This window comes from Mycobacterium sp. 852002-10029_SCH5224772 (assembly GCF_001667315.1).
GTDB lineage: Bacteria > Actinomycetota > Actinomycetes > Mycobacteriales > Mycobacteriaceae > Mycobacterium.
The window spans coordinates 24,037-41,994 of the sequence record NZ_LZHT01000041.1; the positions used below are offsets into that span (position 1 = coordinate 24,037).

The 17,958-nt window shown below is 66.7% G+C and carries 20 protein-coding genes; 8 read left to right on the plus strand and 12 right to left on the minus strand.

Going from position 1 to position 17,958, the window contains the following annotated elements; genetic code table 11:
* Window positions 1-33: 33 nt before the first annotated feature.
* The 6 genes from A5775_RS08530 to A5775_RS08555 are packed head-to-tail and all read right to left on the minus strand — an operon-like array spanning window position 34 to window position 5,978.
* Entirely contained in the window at window positions 34-1,203 is a 1,170-nt protein-coding gene (locus A5775_RS08530; RefSeq protein WP_067250645.1) for a lipid-transfer protein, read from the minus strand.
* Window positions 1,204-1,605 (minus strand): MaoC family dehydratase, encoded by a 402-nt coding sequence (locus A5775_RS08535; RefSeq protein ID WP_067250648.1) that lies wholly within the window; start codon window positions 1,603-1,605, stop codon window positions 1,204-1,206.
* Window positions 1,602-2,564, minus strand: coding sequence for a bifunctional MaoC family dehydratase N-terminal/OB-fold nucleic acid binding domain-containing protein (locus tag A5775_RS08540; protein WP_067250652.1), 963 nt, complete (start codon window positions 2,562-2,564; stop codon window positions 1,602-1,604). The genes A5775_RS08535 and A5775_RS08540 overlap by 4 nt, the downstream gene beginning before the upstream one ends.
* Window positions 2,561-3,724, minus strand: a complete 1,164-nt coding sequence (fadE29, locus tag A5775_RS08545) for an acyl-CoA dehydrogenase FadE29 (RefSeq protein WP_067250656.1) — start codon at window positions 3,722-3,724, stop codon at window positions 2,561-2,563. The genes A5775_RS08540 and fadE29 overlap by 4 nt, the downstream gene beginning before the upstream one ends.
* Window positions 3,715-4,728, minus strand: coding sequence for an acyl-CoA dehydrogenase family protein (locus tag A5775_RS08550; RefSeq protein ID WP_067250659.1), 1,014 nt, complete (start codon window positions 4,726-4,728; stop codon window positions 3,715-3,717). The genes fadE29 and A5775_RS08550 overlap by 10 nt, the downstream gene beginning before the upstream one ends.
* A complete protein-coding gene (locus A5775_RS08555) occupies window positions 4,728-5,978 on the minus strand; it encodes a cytochrome P450 (protein WP_067250662.1) in 1,251 nt (416 codons plus the stop codon). The genes A5775_RS08550 and A5775_RS08555 overlap by 1 nt, the downstream gene beginning before the upstream one ends.
* Window positions 5,979-6,100: 122 nt before the next feature.
* On the opposite strand from A5775_RS08555, the gene A5775_RS08560 reads away from it, so the two are divergent.
* The 4 genes from A5775_RS08560 to A5775_RS08575 are packed head-to-tail and all read left to right on the plus strand — an operon-like array spanning window position 6,101 to window position 8,650.
* Window positions 6,101-7,264: a steroid 3-ketoacyl-CoA thiolase gene (locus A5775_RS08560; protein ID WP_067250665.1), complete on the plus strand. Its 1,164-nt coding sequence runs from the start codon at window positions 6,101-6,103 to the stop codon at window positions 7,262-7,264.
* 7 nt (window positions 7,265-7,271) lie between these two features.
* Window positions 7,272-7,658 carry a hypothetical protein gene (locus A5775_RS08565; RefSeq protein ID WP_067250668.1) on the plus strand — a complete coding sequence of 129 codons (387 nt, stop codon included), beginning with the start codon at window positions 7,272-7,274 and terminating at the stop codon, window positions 7,656-7,658.
* An 8-nt stretch (window positions 7,659-7,666) separates the two neighbouring features.
* Window positions 7,667-8,113, plus strand: a complete 447-nt coding sequence (locus A5775_RS08570; protein WP_067250671.1) for a nitroreductase family deazaflavin-dependent oxidoreductase — start codon at window positions 7,667-7,669, stop codon at window positions 8,111-8,113.
* Window positions 8,114-8,152: 39 nt separating this feature from the next.
* Window positions 8,153-8,650: a nitroreductase family deazaflavin-dependent oxidoreductase gene (locus A5775_RS08575; protein ID WP_067251366.1), complete on the plus strand. Its 498-nt coding sequence runs from the start codon at window positions 8,153-8,155 to the stop codon at window positions 8,648-8,650.
* 25 nt (window positions 8,651-8,675) lie between these two features.
* On the opposite strand, the gene A5775_RS08580 is transcribed toward A5775_RS08575, so the two are convergent.
* Together A5775_RS08580 and A5775_RS08585 are read right to left on the minus strand one after the other, a co-directional pair.
* Window positions 8,676-9,581: an SDR family oxidoreductase gene (locus A5775_RS08580; protein WP_067250674.1), complete on the minus strand. Its 906-nt coding sequence runs from the start codon at window positions 9,579-9,581 to the stop codon at window positions 8,676-8,678.
* 14 nt (window positions 9,582-9,595) lie between these two features.
* Window positions 9,596-10,393: an SDR family oxidoreductase gene (locus A5775_RS08585; RefSeq protein ID WP_369827804.1), complete on the minus strand. Its 798-nt coding sequence runs from the start codon at window positions 10,391-10,393 to the stop codon at window positions 9,596-9,598.
* Window positions 10,394-10,453: 60 nt separating this feature from the next.
* Here A5775_RS08585 and echA20 point away from each other — a divergent pair, with 60 nt between their 5' ends.
* The 4 genes from echA20 to ipdC all read left to right on the plus strand — a co-directional run bounded on the left by echA20 (window position 10,454) and on the right by ipdC (window position 14,041).
* Window positions 10,454-11,212 (plus strand): (7aS)-7a-methyl-1,5-dioxo-2,3,5,6,7,7a-hexahydro-1H-indene-carboxyl-CoA hydrolase, encoded by a 759-nt coding sequence (gene echA20 / locus A5775_RS08590; RefSeq protein ID WP_067250680.1) that lies wholly within the window; start codon window positions 10,454-10,456, stop codon window positions 11,210-11,212.
* A 59-nt stretch (window positions 11,213-11,271) separates the two neighbouring features.
* Window positions 11,272-12,150 (plus strand): cholesterol ring-cleaving hydrolase subunit IpdA, encoded by an 879-nt coding sequence (gene ipdA / locus A5775_RS08595; RefSeq protein ID WP_067250684.1) that lies wholly within the window; start codon window positions 11,272-11,274, stop codon window positions 12,148-12,150.
* Between the two features lie 3 nt (window positions 12,151-12,153).
* The gene (gene ipdB / locus A5775_RS08600; protein ID WP_067250687.1) at window positions 12,154-12,909 is read left to right on the plus strand and encodes a cholesterol ring-cleaving hydrolase subunit IpdB; all 756 of its coding nucleotides are present in this window, start codon (window positions 12,154-12,156) and stop codon (window positions 12,907-12,909) included.
* A 61-nt stretch (window positions 12,910-12,970) separates the two neighbouring features.
* On the plus strand, window positions 12,971-14,041 hold the full coding sequence (gene ipdC, locus A5775_RS08605) for a (3aS,4S,5R,7aS)-5-hydroxy-7a-methyl-1-oxo-octahydro-1H-indene-4-carboxyl-CoA dehydrogenase (protein ID WP_067250690.1): 1,071 nt from the start codon (window positions 12,971-12,973) through the stop codon (window positions 14,039-14,041).
* Window positions 14,042-14,174: 133 nt separating this feature from the next.
* Here ipdC and fadA6 read toward each other — a convergent pair whose 3' ends face one another.
* From fadA6 to ipdE1, 4 genes are read right to left on the minus strand one after another with little or no spacing between them, the layout of a single operon-like run.
* Complete coding sequence (fadA6, locus tag A5775_RS08610; protein WP_067250693.1) at window positions 14,175-15,335, minus strand: steroid 3-ketoacyl-CoA thiolase FadA6; 1,161 nt, start codon at window positions 15,333-15,335, stop codon at window positions 14,175-14,177.
* The gene (gene kstR2, locus A5775_RS08615) at window positions 15,328-15,960 is read right to left on the minus strand and encodes a TetR family transcriptional regulator KstR2 (RefSeq protein ID WP_156660624.1); all 633 of its coding nucleotides are present in this window, start codon (window positions 15,958-15,960) and stop codon (window positions 15,328-15,330) included. The genes fadA6 and kstR2 overlap by 8 nt, the downstream gene beginning before the upstream one ends.
* A gap of 46 nt (window positions 15,961-16,006) precedes the next feature.
* Window positions 16,007-16,795, minus strand: coding sequence for a (5R,7aS)-5-hydroxy-7a-methyl-1-oxo-2,3,5,6,7,7a-hexahydro-1H-indene-carboxyl-CoA reductase (gene ipdF, locus A5775_RS08620; RefSeq protein ID WP_067250699.1), 789 nt, complete (start codon window positions 16,793-16,795; stop codon window positions 16,007-16,009).
* Window positions 16,792-17,940, minus strand: coding sequence for an acyl-CoA dehydrogenase IpdE1 (gene ipdE1 / locus A5775_RS08625; RefSeq protein WP_067250703.1), 1,149 nt, complete (start codon window positions 17,938-17,940; stop codon window positions 16,792-16,794). Before ipdE1 ends, ipdF begins: the two co-directional genes overlap by 4 nt.
* Window positions 17,941-17,958: the final 18 nt, after the last annotated feature.

Sequence of the window (17,958 nt, forward strand, 5' to 3'; positions counted from 1 at the left end):
CACTCGGCGGCGAACGGCCGGCGCGGAGAAGACTCAGCCGAGGATGAGGCCGGAAGTGGGCACGCCCGTACCCGCGGTGACCAGGACGTGCTCGACGTCGGGCACCGGGTTCACCGATGTGCCGCGCAGTTGCCGCACTCCCTCGGCGATGCCGTTCATGCCGTGGATGTAGGCCTCACCGAGTTGGCCACCATGGGTGTTGATGGGGAGCCGCCCGCCGATCTCGATCGCCCCGTCAGCGATGAAGTCCTTGGCCTCACCGCGGCCGCAGAACCCCAACTCCTCCAACTGAATCAGGGTGAACGGCGTGAAATGGTCGTACAGCACCGCGGTCTGGATCTCGGATGGCCTCAAGCCCGACTGCGCCCAGAGCTGTTGTCCGACAAGCCCCATCTCCGGCAGGCCGAGCTCGGGCCGGTAGTAACTGACCATCGTGTACTGGTCGGGGCTGGAGCCCTGCGACGCCGCCTCGATGATCGCCGGCCGCTGCTTGAGGTCCCGCGCACGCTCGGGCGACGTCACCACGATCGCCACCGCCCCGTCGGTCTCCTGGCAGCAGTCCAGCAGCCGCAGCGGCTCGGCGATCCACCGCGAATTCTGGTGGTCCTCAATGGTTATCGGCTTCTCGTAGAAGTACGCTTTCGGGTTCTTCGCCGCGTGTTTGCGGTCGGCGACCGAAATCGCGCCGAAGTCCCGGCTGGTCGCACCCGAGAGGTGCATGTAGCGCTGGGCGATCATCGCGACCTGGGCGGCCGGCGTCGAAAGCCCGTGCGGGTAGGAGAACGAATTGTCGGCCGTGGTCGAATCAGCTTGTGCGCGGGCATCTCCCGCCAGCCGGGTCTGGACCTGACCGAACCGCATGCCGGACCGCTCGTTGAACGCCCGGTACGCCACGACGACATCCGCCACGCCGGTGGCGACGGCGATCGCGGCCTGCTGAATGGTCGCGCAGGCGGCGCCGCCGCCGTAACCGATCTGCGAGAAGAACTTCAGGTCACCGATGCCGACCGCCCGCGCGACCGCGGTTTCGTTGTTGGTGTCCATCGTGAAGGTGGTCAGCCCGTCGACGTCGGCTGGGCTCAGCCCGGCGTCGTCCAGCGCATCCAACACCGCCTCGGCGGCCAACCGCAGCTCGCTGCGACCGGAGTCCTTCGAAAAGTCGGTCGCGCCGATGCCGACAATCGCGGCCTTACCGGACAGCATCTACGCATCCCCCATCGTCAGCGTCACGGTCGCGATGACATGGTCACCAAGACTGTTGCGGCCGAACACCTTCACGGTCGCCAGGCCATCCTCCACGGCGGTCACCTCACCCGAGAACGTCACGGTGTCATACGCGTACCACGGCACCCCGAGGCGCAGCCCGATCGACTTGATCAGCGCCGACGGGCCGGCCCAGTCGGTGACATAGCGCTGTACCAGCCCGGTGTCGGTGAGGATGTTGACGAAGATGTCCTTGGACCCCTTGGCCTGCGCCAGGTCGCGGTCGTGGTGAACGTCCTGGAAGTCCCTGGTGGCCAGGGCGGTTGAGATGATGAACGTCGGGTCCCCATAGAGCTTGAGCTCGGGCAGCGTGGTGCCGACCTCGATGACCGGCGCGCTCATGCTCGAGCCTCCACGGGCTGCCAGGCGTAGAGGCTCCACTCCGGCCCGGTGTCACCGGCCGGGAAGTCGATATAGGTTGCCTGCACCGGCATTCCAATCTTCACCTTGGCGGCCTCGACGTTGCGCAGCTCGCCGAGCATGCGCACGCCTTCCTCGAGTTCGATGAGGGCGATCACGAACGGCAGTGTGCGGCCGGGCACTTTCGGCGCGTGGTGCACCACGAAGCTGAACACCGTGCCCTTGCCGCTGGCCACCACATAGTCGATCGGCGCGGCTTTGTCCTGCCACACAGCCGGCACCGGCGGGTGCTGCAGGCTGCCGTCCGGGCGCCGCTGGATCCTCAGCTCGTGCTCCTTGACGCCTTCCCAGAAGAACGCCGTATCGCGCGACGACGAGGGCCGCATCATGGCGGTGGGGTCGAGGTCGTCGGGCACCGACGACGCGGGGGCCTCGGCTTCGCGGGGCCTGAACTTGAGGATGCGCCAATTCATCTCGGCGACGTCCTCGTCGCCCACCCGCCAGATGATGTGCTGGTTGATGAAATAGCCCTCACCCAACCCGGTCTGCTTGGGCCCCACCACATCACCCATCTCGGAGGTGATGCTGACGTGTTCACCGGGCTGCAGGTACCGGTGATAGGTCTGCTCGCAGTTGGTGGCGACCACGCCGATGTACCCGGCGTTGTCGAACAATTCCATGATGGGGCCCATGGGGTCGTCCTTCGGACGCTCCCCGCCCAGGCCGAACATGGTCCACACTTGAATCATGGCCGGTGGGGCCACAACTCCGGGGTGCCCGACGGCGCGGGCCGCGGCCTCGTCGACGTAGATCGGATTGCTGTCGCCGATGGCCTCCACCCAGTTGTTGATCATCGGCTGGTTCACGGCGTCGCGGCCGGCGCGCGGCTTGGGCCCGCCGGCGGCCTTGATTTCCGCGATGGCGTCCTGGATCTCGGTCATCGAGGCACCCTCGGCACTTTGAGTCCGGCTGCGGCGATCATCTCGCGCATCACTTCGTTCACGCCGCCTCCGAAAGTGATCACCAAGTTGCGCTTGGTCTGGGAGTCCAGCCAGTTGAGCAGATCGGCGGTGTCGGAGTCCGCGGGGTTGCCGTACTTGCCGACGATTTCCTCGGCAAGCCGGCCGATGTACTGAACGCGCTCCGTGCCAAAGACTTTGGTTGACGCTGCGTCGGCGACGTTGATGTCCTCACCGGCGGCGGCCACCTGCCAGTTGAGCAGCTCGTTGATCCGCCACGTCGCGTGGATCTCGCCGAGCGCCCGCTTGACGTCGGCGTGGTCGATCGGCGTGACCCCGTCACTGCCCGGCTTGGACGCCCAGGCGTGCACCCGGTCGTAGATGCCGGCGGTACGGCCGGCCGGCCCCAGCATGACGCGTTCGTTGTTGAGCTGGGTGGTGATCAACCGCCACCCGCCGTTCTCCTCGCCGACCAGCATGTCGGCGGGTACCCGCACGTCGTTGTAATACGTGGCGTTGGTGTGGTGGGCGCCATCGGACAGGATGATCGGCGTCCAGGAGTAGCCGGGATCCTTGGTGTCGACGATCAGGATCGAAATGCCTTTGTGCTTCACGGCTTCGGGATCAGTGCGGCAGGCCAGCCAGATGTAATCCGCGTCGTGGGCGCCGGTGGTGAAGATCTTCTGGCCGTTGACGATGTACTCGTCGCCCTGACGCACGGCGGTGGTCCGCAGGGAGGCCAGGTCGGTGCCGGCCTCGGGCTCGGTGTAGCCGATGGCGAAGTGCACCTCGCCGGCCAGGATCGCCGGCAGGAACTTCTTCTTCTGTTCTTCGCTGCCGAACTGTTGCAGCACCGGACCGACCGTCTGCAGCGTCACCGCGGGCAGCGGCACGTCGGCCCGATGCGCCTCGTTGACGAAGATCGACTGCTCGATCGGGCCGAATCCCAAGCCGCCGAACTCCTTCGGCCACCCGACCCCGAGCTTGCCGTCGGAGCCCATCCGCCGGATCACCGCGCGGTAGGCTTCGTTGTGACGGTCCTGCTCCATCGCCTTCATCTCGTCGGACGAGATCAGGTTCGAAAAGTATTCCCGTAGTTCCGCTTGCAGCTGACGCTGCTCCGGGGTCAGGTCTATGAACATTGCGCTCCCACCAGATCGAGACGATGAGAAGGACCGCCCAGCAGTCGGGTCAGGTCCTTGATCGTGGAGTAGTACCGGTGCATCGGGTAGGTGATGTCCATACCCATGCCGCCGTGCAGGTGGTGGCAGAGCTGCATCACCGGTGGCGCTTGCGATGTCACCCAATACCCGAGGACGTCCAAGTCGTCATCGGCATCCCGGCCTTCGGCCAGTCGCCACGCCACCGACTTTGCTGCCAAATCTATGGTGCGCGAGGCGATGTAGACCTCCGCGAGCTGGGCGGCCACAGTCTGGAACGTCGACAGCGGCTTGCCGAACTGCTTCCGGTTGGCCACGTAGTCCGCGGTCAGACGCAGCGCCCCGGCCACCAACCCGTCGGCGTAGGCGCCGATGGCCGCCAGCACCAGCTGGTTGACCCGAGATGCGTTGGCGCCCACCAAGACGCTGGAGTCTTCGACGACGACGTCGGCGAACGTGACCGAGTACTCGTCGGAGCCGTTCGATGTCGGCGTTTGAACCAGCTCGACGCCGCTGGCCTTCGGTGACACCACGACCACGGCGCTGTCGGCGGTGACGATCATCCAATCCGCTTGCCCGGCATAGCCGACGCCGACCTTGGTGCCCGACAACCGACCGCCCTCGAACGTGGTCGACGGCCGGTCCGGCAGCGCGGCACCGGGCTCGTTGAGCGCGGCGGTCAGCACCCCGCCCTTGGCGACATCGGCCAGAAACCGGTCCTGCTGTTCGTCGGATGCCAGGTCAAGCAACGGCACCACGCCGAAACCCAAAGTGGCCAGGGCCGGCGTGATGGCGCCGTGGCGACCGATCTCGGTCAGCACGGTGGCGACCTCGGGCAGACCCACCCCGTCTCCGCCGAGACGCTCGGGCACCGGCAGCGCCGTCACGCCCCCGCTGACCAAAGCGTCCCAACTCAATTCGCGCTCGGACACCGACGTGACGACATCAGCGACAGCGTGCTGTGTCGCGGTGAGGTCGAAGTCCATCAGGACGTCACCGCGGATTTGCCGCTGTAGTCGACCTGCCAGTGCTTGATCCCGTTGAGCCAGCCCGACCGCAGTCGCTCGGGCTCCGAAATCGGCTTGAGGTCCGGCATGTGGTCGGCCACGGCGTTGAAGATCAGGTTGATCGTCATCCGGGCGAGGTTGGTGCCGATGCAGTAGTGCGCACCGGTGCCGCCGAAACCGACATGCGGATTCGGGTCGCGCAGGATGTTGAAGGTGTGCGGGTCGTCGAAGACCTCGTCGTCGAAGTTGGCCGAGCGGTAGGACATCACGACCCGCTGGCCCTTCTTGATCTGCACGCCGTTCAGCTCGGTGTCCTCGTTGGCGGTGCGCTGGAATGCCGATACCGGCGTCGCCCAGCGAACGATCTCGTCGGCGGCGGTCGACGGCCGCTCCTTCTTGAAGAGCTCCCACTGATCGGGGTTGTTTGCGAAGGCGATCATTCCGTGGGTGATCGAGTTGCGGGTGGTCTCGTTCCCTGCCACCGCGAGCATGACCACGAAAAAGCCAAATTCGTCGTCGGAGAGCTTCTCACCGTCGATGTCGGCCTGGATGAGCGTGGTGACGATGTCGTCGGTCGGGTTTTTGCCCCGCTCTTCGGCCATCGCCATCGCGTACATGATCAGTTCCATCGATGACTGCGCGGGATCGATGTCGGCGTACTCGGGATCCTCACCGCCGGTCATCTCGTTCGACCAGCGGAACAGCTTGTCGCGATCTTCCTGGGGCACGCCGAGCAGGCCGGCGATGGCCTGCAACGGCAGCTCGCACGACACCTGTTCGACGAAGTCGCCGCTGCCCTCGGCTGCCGCGGCCTTGGCGATGTTCTGCGCTCGCTGGGCCAGTTCGGCTTCCAGCCGTCCGATGGCCCGTGGCGTGAACCCGCGGGAGATGATCTTGCGCAGCCGGGTGTGGTGGGGGGCGTCCATGTTGAGCATGACGCTGCGCTGCAGTTCGACCTGCTCCCGCTTCATCTCCGGCGGCCAGGTCGGGATGGCGCCGTTCATCCAGCTCGAGAAGATGTCGCTGCGGCGCGACACCTCCTTGACGTCGGCGTGCTTGGTGACGATCCAGTATCCGTGGTCCTCGAAGCCGCCCGCGCCATTCGGGATGTCAACCCAGTGGATCGGCTCTGCCTTGCGCAGCTGGGCGAGCTCCTCGACGGGCAGCCCGGCAAGGTTGACGTCGGGGTCAAGAAAGTCGAAGTCGGCGGGAATGTTGGGGGGTGCCATGTGTAATGCGCTCCTCAATTGCAACGTGTTCTAGTGCCAGTAAAACACGGCTCCTGCGCAGATAAAAGGCAGGTCACCATCCTCGCTTGTCAGACTAATGAAACGTGTTCTAGCCTGACGGAATGGGTAACCCGGTAATCGTCGAAGCCACTCGCAGCCCGATCGGCAAGCGCAACGGATGGCTCTCAGGACTCCACGCCACCGAGCTGCTCGGTGCCGTACAGAAGGCGCTGGTCGAGAAGGCCGGCATCGACGCCGGCGACGTCGAACAGGTCATCGGTGGCTGTGTGACACAGTACGGCGAGCAGTCCAACAACATCAGCCGTGTTAGCTGGCTTGTCGCCGGGCTGCCCGACCACGTCGGCGCGATGACCGTGGACTGCCAGTGCGGCAGCGGCCAGCAGGCCAACGGCCTGGTTGCCGGCCTGATCGCCGCGGGCGCCATCGACATCGGCATCGCCTGCGGAATCGAGGCCATGAGCCGCGTCGGGCTCGGCGCCAACGCCGGTCCCGACCGCGGCATCCTGCGGCCGGCGTCGTGGGACATCGATCTGCCCGACCAGTTCACCGCCGCCGAGCGGATCGCCAAGCGGCGTGGCATCACCCGCGAGGACATCGACGAGTTCGGCTTCAACTCGCAAGCCAAGGCCAAGCAGGCCTGGGACGAGGGCCGATTCGACCGCGAGATCTCCCCGATCGAAGCCCCGGCGCTCGACGAGAACAAGCAGCCGACGTCGGAGCGCGTCACCATCTCCCGCGACCAGGGCCTGCGCGAGACGACCCTGTCGGGCCTGAGCGCGCTGAAGCCGGTCATCGAGGGCGGGATCCACACGGCGGGAACGTCGTCGCAGATCTCCGACGGCGCGGCGGCCGTGCTGTGGATGGACGAGGACAAGGCCAAGGCCCTCGGGCTGCGGCCGCGGGCCCGCATCATCAGCCAGGCGCTGGTCGGCGCCGAGCCCTACTACCACCTGGACGGGCCGGTGCAGTCGACGGCCAAGGTGCTGGAAAAGGCCGGCATGAAGATGGGCGACATCGACATCACCGAGATCAACGAGGCGTTCGCCTCGGTGGTGCTGTCGTGGGCGCGGGTGCACAACCCCGACATGGACAAGGTGAACGTCAACGGCGGCGCCATCGCGCTCGGTCACCCGGTGGGTTCCACCGGCAGCCGGCTGATCACCACGGCGTTGCACGAACTGGAGCGCACCGACCAGACCACCGCGCTGATCACGATGTGCGCGGGCGGCGCCCTGTCCACCGGCACCATCATCGAGCGCATCTAGCTCGTCGGTGGTCGTCCCGGAAGCGAGCCGCATCGCCGCGGCGCAGTCCTATATCGATGCCCTGGTCAGCCATGACGGCGACGCCGTCCCGTTCGCGGCCCGCTGCACCCGCATCGAGCAGGGAATCAAGAACGGGTTCTCTGGAAACCATTTGCGGCGCAGCCTGATTCGCGGGCCCCAGTATCGGCTGCTCGAGCGCACGACGCCGCCGGACTACCGCGTCGACGGCGACGAGGTGCACGCCGCCTACCAGGTGCTGACCAAGGCGGCACTCGGCGGGCGTCGGCTCGCCGCGCGCGTCAACGAGACCTTCGTGATTCCGGCCGAAAGTGCAAGCGGCAGAGCCGAAATCCACCACATCAAGGTTCACTTCCGACCGTTCATTCAGCGCTAAGGATCGCCATGGAAAAGCCCAAATCTTTGAATTCGCCCGTGACCGGCTTCTTCATCAAGTGGATGTCCCGGGCCAACACCTGGATGTATCGCCTCAGCAAGGGCACGTGGGGCGGCACATTCCAGAAGAGTCCCGTCGCGCTGCTGACCACCACGGGCCGTAAATCCGGGCAGCCACGGGTGAGTCCGCTGCTCTATCTGCGCGAGGGCGATCGGGTGATCCTGGTGGCATCTCAGGGCGGCCGCGACAAGCACCCGCTGTGGTACCTCAACCTCAAGGCGAACCCGAAGGTCTCGGTGCAGATCAAAGACGAGGTGCTGCAGCTGCAGGCCCGCGACGCCTCAGAAGAAGAGCGCAAACAGTACTGGCCGAAGTTGGTGGCCATGTATTCCTCGTTCGACGATTACCAGTCGTGGACCGATCGGGTGATCCCGGTCGTCATCTGCGACCCCTAGAGTTTCAAGTCGCCAGGATTGGGAACCATCCTGGGCAAGATGTCCGACCGTCGCTGGATTCGCAATTCTCGCCCGATTGCGCTGCTGCTCAAGTACTTCGCCCGTGCCCATATCTGGGTGTACCGCCGAACCAACGGCAAGGTCGGCGCCAAGCTGTTGCGGTTCCCGGCGGCGCTGCTGACGACGACCGGTCGCAAGTCCAGCCGGCCGCGGACCACCGCGACGCTGTACCTGCGCGACGGCGATCGGGTTATTTTGCCCGCGTCCTTCGGCGGGCGCGACGAAGATCCGGTGTGGTATCTGAATCTCAAAGAGGATCCCGAGGTGCGGGTGCAGATCCGGGCCCAGCACCTGGATCTGGTCGCACGCGATGCCACCGACGCTGAGCGCGAACGCTATTGGCCGCCGCTGATCCGGATGTACCCGCCTTATCGCAAGTACCGTGAAGCCGCCGACCGGGTCATCCCGCTCGTCGTGTGCGAACCCCCTCGGCGAACGTGCACTGATGGCGAAAAATTGCCGAAATCATCGCCGTGAGTGCACGTTCGGCGCGGGCGGCGCGCTAGGCGCCGTAGACGGGGACCGGCGGGCGTGCCTTGGCGAGCAGGTCGGCGACGACACGTCCCAACTCCGCGGGATCCCACTTGGCGCCCTTGTCGATCTCCGGCCCGTGCGCCCAGCCCTCGGCGACCCGAATCTTGCCGCCCTCGACCTCGAACACCTTGCCGGTCACGTCGCGCGATTCGGCGCTCCCCAGCCAAACCACCAGCGGCGAAATGTTTTCCGGGGCCATCGCATCGAAATCCTGGTCCTGCGTGGACATCATTTCGGCGAACACCGTCTCGGTCATGCGGGTGCGGGCCGAGGGCGCGATGGCGTTGACGGTGACGCCGTAGCGACCCATCTCCGCCGCGCCGACGAGCGTCAGCGCCGCGATGCCGGCCTTGGCGGCGCTGTAGTTGCCCTGCCCCACGCTGCCCTGCAGGCCGGCACCCGAACTGGTGTTGATGATCCGGGCGTCGACCGCTTTGCCCTCTTTGGACAGCCCGCGCCAGTACGACGCGGCGTGCCGCATCGTGGCGAAGTGCCCCTTGAGGTGCACGGCGATGACGGCGTCGAACTCGTCCTCGCTGGTGTTGGCCATCATCCGGTCCCGCACGATGCCGGCGTTGTTCACCAAAACGTCCAGGCCGCCGAAGGTTTCGACGGCGGTCTGGATCAGACCGGCGGCTTGGTCCCAGTCTGCGATGTTGGATCCGTTGGCGACGGCTTCGCCACCGGCCGCGGTGATTTCGTCGACCACACCCTGGGCGGCGCTACCGCCGCCCGCCGGTGAACCGTCCAGGCCCACCCCGATGTCGTTGACCACCACGCGCGCGCCCTCGGCGGCGAAGGCCAGTGCATGCGCGCGGCCGATGCCGCCGCCCGCTCCGGTGACGATGACGACGCGGCCGTCAACCACTCCCATAGTTCGTGTCTCCTCTACTTGACCGCGCTGGCGGTCGTGGTGGACAGATAGTGCGGCGGCTCGCCGCCGCCGTGCACCTCCAACGAGGCCCCGCTGATGTAGGAGGCCGCATCCGAGGCCAAAAATGCTGCGGCCCAACCGATATCCTCGGGCTTGGCCAGGCGGCCAAGCGGCACATTCTTCGAGATCGCGGCGATCGATTCGGCGTCACCGTAGAACAGTTCCGACTGCTCGGTCTCCACCATGCCGACCACACAGGCGTTCACCCGGACCTTCGGCCCCCACTCGACGGCCAGGGTCTGGGTGAGGCTTTCCAGCCCCGCCTTGGCCGCCCCGTATGCGCCGGTCCCCGGGGACGGCCGCCGGCCGGACAGACTGCAGATGTTGATGATCGACCCACCGCGTGGCTGGCCTTGCATTTTGTCGTTCGCGTGTTGCGAAACCGACAGCGCGCCAATCAGATTGAGTTCGATGATCTTGCGGTTGAACTTGGCGCTGGACTCCGCGGTCAGCACGTACGGCGATCCCCCGGCGTTGTTGACGACAACATCGAGGCTGCCGTGCCGCTCCACAATGGTCTCGATCAACGCCTTGACGGCGTCGTCGTCGCGGACGTCGCAGGAGTGGAACTCATACGGCGATCCCTCGACAGGCCGTCGCGCGCACGTGACGACGGTGGCACCCTGGGCGGCGAAAACGGAGCTGATGCCGGCGCCCACCCCGCGAACACCGCCGGTGACCAGAACCACCCGCCCGGCCAGCCCCAAGTTCATGGCGTCTTCACATGGGGGGCATGCTTCGGCGCGAGTCACTGTGCTAGCGTACCAAGCAAGTGCTTGCTTAGGTAGTTACCCCCACAAGGAAGTGGCACCTTGCCCATCAAATCCACAACCACCGAACCGGGCATCGTCGCGGTCACCGTCGACTTCCCGCCCGTCAACGCCATCCCGTCGCGCGGCTGGTTCGACCTCGCCGACACCATCACCGCGGCCGGCCAGGACCCGCAAACCCACGTCGTCATCCTGCGGGCCGAGGGCCGCGGCTTCAACGCCGGGGTCGACATCAAGGAGATGCAGCGCACCGAGGGATTCACCGCGCTGATCGACGCCAACCGCGGCTGCTTCGCCGCGTTCCGCGCGGTCTATGAGTGCCCGGTGCCCGTCGTCGCGGCCGTGAACGGTTTCTGCGTCGGCGGCGGCATCGGCCTGGTCGGCAACTCCGACGTCATCGTCGCGTCCGAGGACGCCACCTTCGGGCTGCCGGAGGTGGAGCGCGGCGCGCTCGGCGCGGCCACCCACCTGTCCCGGCTGGTGCCCCAGCACCTGATGCGGCGACTGTTCTTCACCGCCGCCACCGTGGACGCCGCCACCCTGCACCACTTCGGTTCGGTGCACGAGGTGGTGCCGCGGGATCAGCTGGACGAGGCCGCGTTACGGGTCGCGCGGGACATCGCCGCCAAGGACACTCGGGTCATCCGGGCGGCCAAGGAAGCGCTGAACCTCATCGACGTGCAACGAGTCAACTCGAGTTACCGCATGGAACAAGGCTTTACGTTCGAACTCAATCTCGCCGGAGTGGCCGACGAGCACCGGGACGCGTTCGCCGGCACGACGAAGGGCGAGAAGGCTTAGCCGCTGACGGCGATAACCGGAGCAGTGCGATCGAAAGAAGACAGGAGGAGCGGCGAATAATGGCGGACAAGCGGACCACCTTCGACGATGCCGTCGCGCAGGTGCGCAGCGGCATGACGATCGGCATCGGCGGCTGGGGATCACGGCGCAAGCCAATGGCGTTCGTGCGCGCCTTGTTGCGCACCGACGTCACCGACCTGACCGTGGTCACCTACGGCGGGCCCGACCTCGGGCTGCTGTGCTCGGCGGGCAAGGTGAAGCGCGCCTACTACGGGTTCGTCTCGCTGGACTCCCCGCCGTTCTACGACCCGTGGTTCGCCAAGGCCCGCGCGGCCGGTGCGATCGAGGCCCGCGAAATGGACGAGGGCATGCTGCGCTGCGGGTTGCAGGCCGCCGCACAACGACTGCCGTTCCTGCCGATTCGGGCCGGCCTGGGCAGTTCGGTGCCCGACTTCTGGGAGGGCGAGTTGCAGACCGTCACCAGCCCGTATCCGGCGCCCGGCGGCGGCCACGAAACGCTGATCGCCATGCCGGCGCTGCGCTTGGACGCCGCCTTCGTCCACCTCAATCTCGGTGACAGCCAAGGCAATGCCGCCTACACCGGCATCGACCCCTACTTCGACGATCTGTTCCTGATGGCCGCCGACAAGCGCCATCTGTCGGTGGAGCGCATTGTATCCACCGAGGAGCTGGTCAAGGCGGTTCCGCCGCAGGCGCTGCTGGTCAACCGCATGATGGTCGACAGTGTCGTGGAGGCGCCGAAAGGGGCCCACTTCACCACCGCGGCACCGGATTACGGTCGGGATGAGAAATTCCAGCGGCACTACGCCGAGGCGGCCTCGACCGACGAGGGCTGGCAGAAGTTCACCCAGACCTACCTGTCGGGCACCGAGGACGACTATCAGGCGGCGGTTCGCGCATTCGCAGAGGAGGCCTGAAAAGTGAGCAGCACCCGCGCCGAAGTGTGCGCAGTCGCCTGCGCCGAATTGTTCAGGGATGCAGGCGAGATCATGGTCAGCCCGATGACCAACATGGCCTCGGTCGGGGCGCGGCTGGCCCGCTTGACCTTCTCACCCGACATCGTGCTGACCGACGGCGAAGCCCAGTTGCTGGCCGACACCCCGGCGCTGGGCGCGCCCGGGGCCCCAAACAAGATTGAAGGCTGGATGCCGTTCGGCCGCGTCTTCGAGACGCTCGCCTGGGGGCGGCGCCATGTGGTGATGGGCGCCAATCAGGTTGACCGGTTTGGCAATCAGAACATCTCGGCGTTCGGCCCGTTGCAGCAACCCAAGCGGCAGATGTTCGGCGTGCGCGGCGCACCCGGCAACGCCATCAACCACGCCACCAGTTACTGGGTGGGCAACCACTCCAAGCGGGTGTTCAGTGAAAAGGTGGATGTGATCTGCGGTGTCGGCTGGGACAACGTCGATTCCGACAATCCGGCGTTTCGCTTCGCCAACACGTACCGGGTCGTGTCGAACCTCGGCGTGTTCGACTTCGGCGGCCCCGACCGGACCATGCGGGCGGCATCTCTGCACCCCGGCGTTTCACCGGACGAGGTCCGCGAGAACACCTCGTTCGAGATCCACGGCCTCGAGGACGCCGGGGAGACCCGGCTGCCCACCGACGACGAGCTGCGCCTGATCCGCGAAAGGATCGACCCGAAGTCCTTGCGCGACCGAGAGATACGTTCATGATTATGCCGCCTCCTCCTGCCTCGTTTCGGCCGCACTGCTCCGTTTCTCGTCGGCGGTGGCTATGAAGTTGCGCACGCCACTGACCGAACTGGTCGGTGTCGAGCATCCGGTGGTGCAGACCGGGATGGGCTGGGTGGCCGGCGCCCGCCTGGTGGCGGCCACCGCGAACGCGGGCGGGCTGGGCATCCTGGCCTCGGCCACGATGACGCTGGACGAATTGGCGACGGCCATCGCCAAGGTGAAAGCCGCCACGGACAAGCCGTTCGGCGTGAACATGCGCGCCGACGCCGCCGATGCCGGCGACCGGGTCGATCTGATGATCCGCGAAGGCGTCAAGGTGGCGTCCTTCGCCTTGGCGCCCAAGCAGGAGCTCATCGCCCGGCTCAAAGAGGCCGGCGCAGTGGTGATTCCGTCGATCGGGGCGGCCAAGCATGCCCGCAAGGTCGCGGGCTGGGGCGCCGACGCGATGATCGTGCAGGGCGGTGAGGGCGGTGGGCACACCGGGCCGGTCGCCACCACGCTGCTGCTGCCCTCGGTGCTGGACGCCGTGCGGGGCACCGGCATCCCCGTGATCGCGGCGGGCGGATTCTTCGACGGGCGCGGGCTAGCCGCCGCGTTGAGCTACGGTGCCGCCGGGGTCGCGATGGGCACGCGGTTCCTGCTGACCTCGGATTCGACCGTGCCCGACGCGGTCAAGCGGCGCTACCTGGAGTCGGCGCTTGACGGCACCGTCGTCACCACCCGCGTCGACGGCATGCCGCACCGGGTGTTGCGCACCGGCCTGGTCGAGAAGCTGGAAAACGGTTCGCCGGTACGGGGTCTCACCGCCGCCGTGCGCAACGCCGCCAAGTTCAAGCACATGTCGCGGATGTCCTGGCGGTCGATGATCAGCGACGGCCTGGCGATGCGGCACGGCAAGGAGATGACCTGGTCGCAGGTGGTGATGGCGGCCAACACCCCGATGCTGTTGAAAGCCGGTCTGGTGGACGGCAATACCGAGGCCGGGGTCCTGGCGTCCGGGCAGGTGGCCGGCATCCTCGAGGACCTGCCCTCGTGCGCCGAACTGATCGACTCGATCGTGCGCGAGGCGGTCGAGCACCTGCGGGCGGCGTCCGGCCTGATCGAGGGCTGACCCCTTTCACGCCGAGCGTGTATTCAGCGCCAAAAGCCGCCGAGATGCTGTCGCTGAGTGCACGTTCGGCGCGAAGGCTAGAGGGCGCGAAGGCTAGAGGGCGCGAAGGCCTAAAGCACCCGAGAGCCTAGAGCTACAGGCGCTCGATGATCGTGACGTTGGCCGTGCCCCCGCCCTCGCACATCGTCTGCAGACCGTAACGGCCGCCGATGCGCTCGAGCTCGTTGAGCATGGTGGTGAACAGCTTGGCGCCGGTGGCGCCGAGCGGGTGCCCGAGCGCGATCGCGCCGCCGTTGGGGTTGACCTTCTCCGGGTCGGCCTTGACTTCCTTGAGCCACGCCATGACCACCGGCGCGAACGCCTCGTTGATCTCCACGGTGTCGATGTCCTCGATCGACAGCCCGGTCTTGTCCAGCGCATGGCGGGTCGCGGGGATGGGCCCGGTCAGCATGAAGACGGGGTCGGCGGCGCGGGCGCTGATGTGGTGGATACGGGCGCGCGGCGTCAGGTTGTGGTCCTTGACGGCTTGCTCGGACGCCAACAGCACGGCGCTGGCCCCGTCGGAGATCTGGCTGGCCATGGCCGCCGTCAGCCGGCCCCCTTCGACCAATGTCTTGAGGCCGGCCATCTTCTCCAGCGACGACTCGCGCGGGCCTTCGTCCACCCGGAACGGACCGGATTCGGTTTCGACGGTGATGATTTCGTTGTCGAAGTGGCCGCCACGGATCGCCGCGAAGGCGCGCTCGTGACTGGTCAGCGCGTACCGCTCCATCTCCTCGCGGGACAGGTTCCACTTCTCGGCGATCAGCTCCGAGCCGCGGAATTGCGAGATCTCCTGGTCGCCGTAGCGGTGCAACCACTGCTTGGACTCGTTGGTCGGTGAGGTGAAGCCGAACTGCTCGCCCACGGTCATGGCCGATGAGATCGGGATCCAGCTCATGTTCTGCATCCCACCGGCGACGATGAGGTCGGCGGTGCCTGACAGAATCGCCTGCGCGCCAAAGGAAATGGCCTGCTGGCTGGAACCGCACTGCCGGTCGACGGTGACGCCGGGCACCTCTTCGGGATAGCCGGCGGCCAGCCACGAGAGCCGGGCGATGTTGCCCGCCTGTCCGCCGATCGCGTCGACGCAGCCGGCGATCACGTCGTCAACGGCGGCGGGGTCGACGTCGACCCGGTCGAGCAGTCCGCGCCAGCCCAGGGCGCCCAAGTCGACCGGGTGTACCCCGGCCAGCGATCCGCCGCGCTTGCCGACCGCGGTACGCACAGCGTCGATGACGTAGGCATCAGCCATGTTTCAGACTCCTTTTTCCATCTTTTGAAAATTCCGTCGTGATTCCGCCGAGAACGATGGCGAGGTATTGCTGACCCACTTGCTGCGCGGTGAGCGGCCCGCCCGGCTGATACCAGCGCACCGACACCCACGTGGTGTCGCGGATGAAGCGGTAGACGAGGTCGACGTCGAGGTCGGGCCGGAAATGGCCCTCGTCGACGCCCTGATGGAGCAGCTCGAGCCACATCTTGCGCTGTTGCCGGTTCATGTCCTCGATGTAGGCGAACCGGGGCTGCGACAACAGCCGCTGGGCTTCGTCCTGGTAGATGACGACCTGCGCATGCCGGTGCTCGATCGCCTCGAACGAGGCCATGAACAACCCTTTGAGCCGCTCCAGCGGGTTGGCCTCGCTGTCCACGATCTCGCGGTAGCGCGCGAACAACCAGTCCAAGAAGCTTCGTAGGACCTCGTCGACCATCTCCTCCTTGGACGAGAAGTGGTGATACAGGCTGCCCGACAGGATCCCCGCGCTGTCGGCGATGTCACGCACGGTGGTAGCGCGTAGCCCACGCTCGGCGAACATGGTCGCGGCAAGTTCCAGCAACTCGTCTCGCCGGCTGTTGGCCTGACCGGGCACTCGGTCCACCCGACCAGAGTATCAACCAAGCGCTTGCTTGGCTAGCGGCCTGCGCTCACGGATGCTGACTGGATACCGAGATGACCTCGCCGGTCAGGTAGCTGGAGTAGTCGCTGGCGAGGAAGGCGATGGTGGCCGCGACCTCCCACGGCTCGGCGGCCCGGCCGAAGGCTTCGCCGGCCGACAACCGGTCGAGCAGTTCGGACGACGTGGTTTTGTCCAGGAATTTGTGCCGCGCGATGCTCGGCGACACCGCATTGATCCGGACGTCATACTCCGCGGCTTCGATTGCGCTGCAGCGGGTCAGCGCCATCACGCCGGCCTTGGCGGCCGCATAGTGCGCTTGTGAGTGCTGGGCCCGCCAGCCCAGGACGCTGGCGTTGTTGACAATCACCCCGCCGTGCGACGCCTCGCGGAAATAGCGCAGCGCCGCCCGGGTGGCGCGAAACACCGATGTCAGGGTCACTTCGAGGACGCGGTCCCATTCCTCGTCGGTCATGTCGACCACCGGCGTCTGCCCGCCCAGCCCGGCGTTGTTGACCAGGACGTCGATGCGCCCCATGCGGGCGGTGGCCGACGCGAACAGCGCGTCGATCTGGGCGGTGGACGTCACGTCGCACAGCACGCTTTCGACGCGGCCCTGGCCGAGCGCGGAGAGCTCGTCGGCCGTCTCGCCCAGCCGCCGTTCGTGGTGGTCCGAGATCACCACGTCGGCCCCTTCGGCCAGCGCCCGCCGCGCGGTCGCCGCGCCGATGCCGGTGCCGGCGGCGGCGGTAACGACCACCACCTTGCCCTGCAGAAGTCCGTGTCCGGCAATCTCTTTGGGAGCTTCGGACAGACTCATCCCTTAACCTCTCGGGGTAGGCCGAGCACCCGCTCGGCGATGATATTGCGCTGGATCTCGTTGGACCCGCCGTAGATGGTGTCGGCGCGGGTGAACAGGAACAGCCGCTGCCATTCGTCGAACTCGCCGTCGGTCAGGGTCAGGCCCGGCTTGCCGATGACGTCCATCGCCAGCTCGCCCAGATCGCGATGCCAGTTGGCCCACAACAACTTCGACACGTTGTCCTGGCCCGGCTGCTCGACGTCCATGGTGGCCAGCGCGTACGAACGCATCGCCCGCAGCCCGGTCCACGCCCGGGTCAGGCGCTCCCGGATGAACGGGTCGTCAGCGGCGCCGGTGCGCTGCGCGAGCTCAGCCAGGTTGGAAAGTTCACGGGCGTAACGGATTTGCTGACCGAGCGTCGACACGCCCCGCTCGAAGGTCAGCGTTCCCATGGCGACCCGCCAACCGTCGCCCGGCTCACCGACCACCAAACCGGCCTCGGTACGCGCGTCGTCGAAGAACACCTCGTTGAATTCCGCGGTGCCGGTGATCTGGACGATCGGGCGCACCTGAACGCCCGGCTGGTCCAGCGGCACCAACAGATACGACAGCCCGGCATGGCGCTTGGAGCCCTTCTCGGTGCGCGCGACGACAAAGCACCACTGCGACAGGTGCGCCAGCGATGTCCACACCTTCTGGCCGTTGATCACCCACTGGTCGCCGTCGAGTTCGGCGGTGGTCGCCACGTTGGCCAGGTCGCTGCCGGCGCCGGGCTCCGAATAGCCCTGGCACCACAGCTCGGTGACGTCGAGGATCTTAGGCAGGAAACGCTGCTGCTGCTCGGGTGTCCCGAACGCGATCAGCGTCGGCCCCAGCAACTCCTCGCCGAAGTGATTGACCTTGTCCGGCGCGTCGGACCGGGCGTATTCCTCGTAGAAGGCGACCCGGTGCGCGGTGGAAAGGCCGCGGCCGCCATGTTCGACCGGCCAGCCCAGGCAGGTGAGTCCGGCTTTGGCGAGATGCTGGTTCCAGGCCCGGCGTTCCTCGAAGGCCTCATGCTCCCGGCCGGGGCCACCCAGGCCCTTGAGAGCTGCGAATTCGCCGACCAGATTGTCGGCGAGCCAAGAGCGGACCTCGGCCCGGAACTCCTCGACGTCCTGCATGCCTTGTAGGCTAACCTA

What these genes read in the sequence shown, in the direction of transcription:
- ipdA (WP_067250684.1), top strand. Translation starts at nt 11,272, where the DNA reads ATGGCGGACAAGCGGACCACCTTCGACGATGCCGTCGCGCAGGTGCGC.
- A5775_RS08555 (WP_067250662.1), bottom strand. Translation starts at nt 5,978, where the DNA reads ATGGCACCCCCCAACATTCCCGCCGACTTCGACTTTCTTGACCCCGAC.
- A5775_RS08550 (WP_067250659.1), bottom strand. Translation starts at nt 4,728, where the DNA reads ATGGACTTCGACCTCACCGCGACACAGCACGCTGTCGCTGATGTCGTC.
- fadA6 (WP_067250693.1), bottom strand. Translation starts at nt 15,335, where the DNA reads ATGGCTGATGCCTACGTCATCGACGCTGTGCGTACCGCGGTCGGCAAG.
- A5775_RS08540 (WP_067250652.1), bottom strand. Translation starts at nt 2,564, where the DNA reads ATGACCGAGATCCAGGACGCCATCGCGGAAATCAAGGCCGCCGGCGGG.
- ipdC (WP_067250690.1), top strand. Translation starts at nt 12,971, where the DNA reads ATGAAGTTGCGCACGCCACTGACCGAACTGGTCGGTGTCGAGCATCCG.
- A5775_RS08535 (WP_067250648.1), bottom strand. Translation starts at nt 1,605, where the DNA reads ATGAGCGCGCCGGTCATCGAGGTCGGCACCACGCTGCCCGAGCTCAAG.
- ipdF (WP_067250699.1), bottom strand. Translation starts at nt 16,795, where the DNA reads ATGAGTCTGTCCGAAGCTCCCAAAGAGATTGCCGGACACGGACTTCTG.
- A5775_RS08560 (WP_067250665.1), top strand. Translation starts at nt 6,101, where the DNA reads ATGGGTAACCCGGTAATCGTCGAAGCCACTCGCAGCCCGATCGGCAAG.
- A5775_RS08570 (WP_067250671.1), top strand. Translation starts at nt 7,667, where the DNA reads ATGGAAAAGCCCAAATCTTTGAATTCGCCCGTGACCGGCTTCTTCATC.
- A5775_RS08575 (WP_067251366.1), top strand. Translation starts at nt 8,153, where the DNA reads ATGTCCGACCGTCGCTGGATTCGCAATTCTCGCCCGATTGCGCTGCTG.
- fadE29 (WP_067250656.1), bottom strand. Translation starts at nt 3,724, where the DNA reads ATGTTCATAGACCTGACCCCGGAGCAGCGTCAGCTGCAAGCGGAACTA.
- ipdE1 (WP_067250703.1), bottom strand. Translation starts at nt 17,940, where the DNA reads ATGCAGGACGTCGAGGAGTTCCGGGCCGAGGTCCGCTCTTGGCTCGCC.
- A5775_RS08580 (WP_067250674.1), bottom strand. Translation starts at nt 9,581, where the DNA reads ATGGGAGTGGTTGACGGCCGCGTCGTCATCGTCACCGGAGCGGGCGGC.
- A5775_RS08530 (WP_067250645.1), bottom strand. Translation starts at nt 1,203, where the DNA reads ATGCTGTCCGGTAAGGCCGCGATTGTCGGCATCGGCGCGACCGACTTT.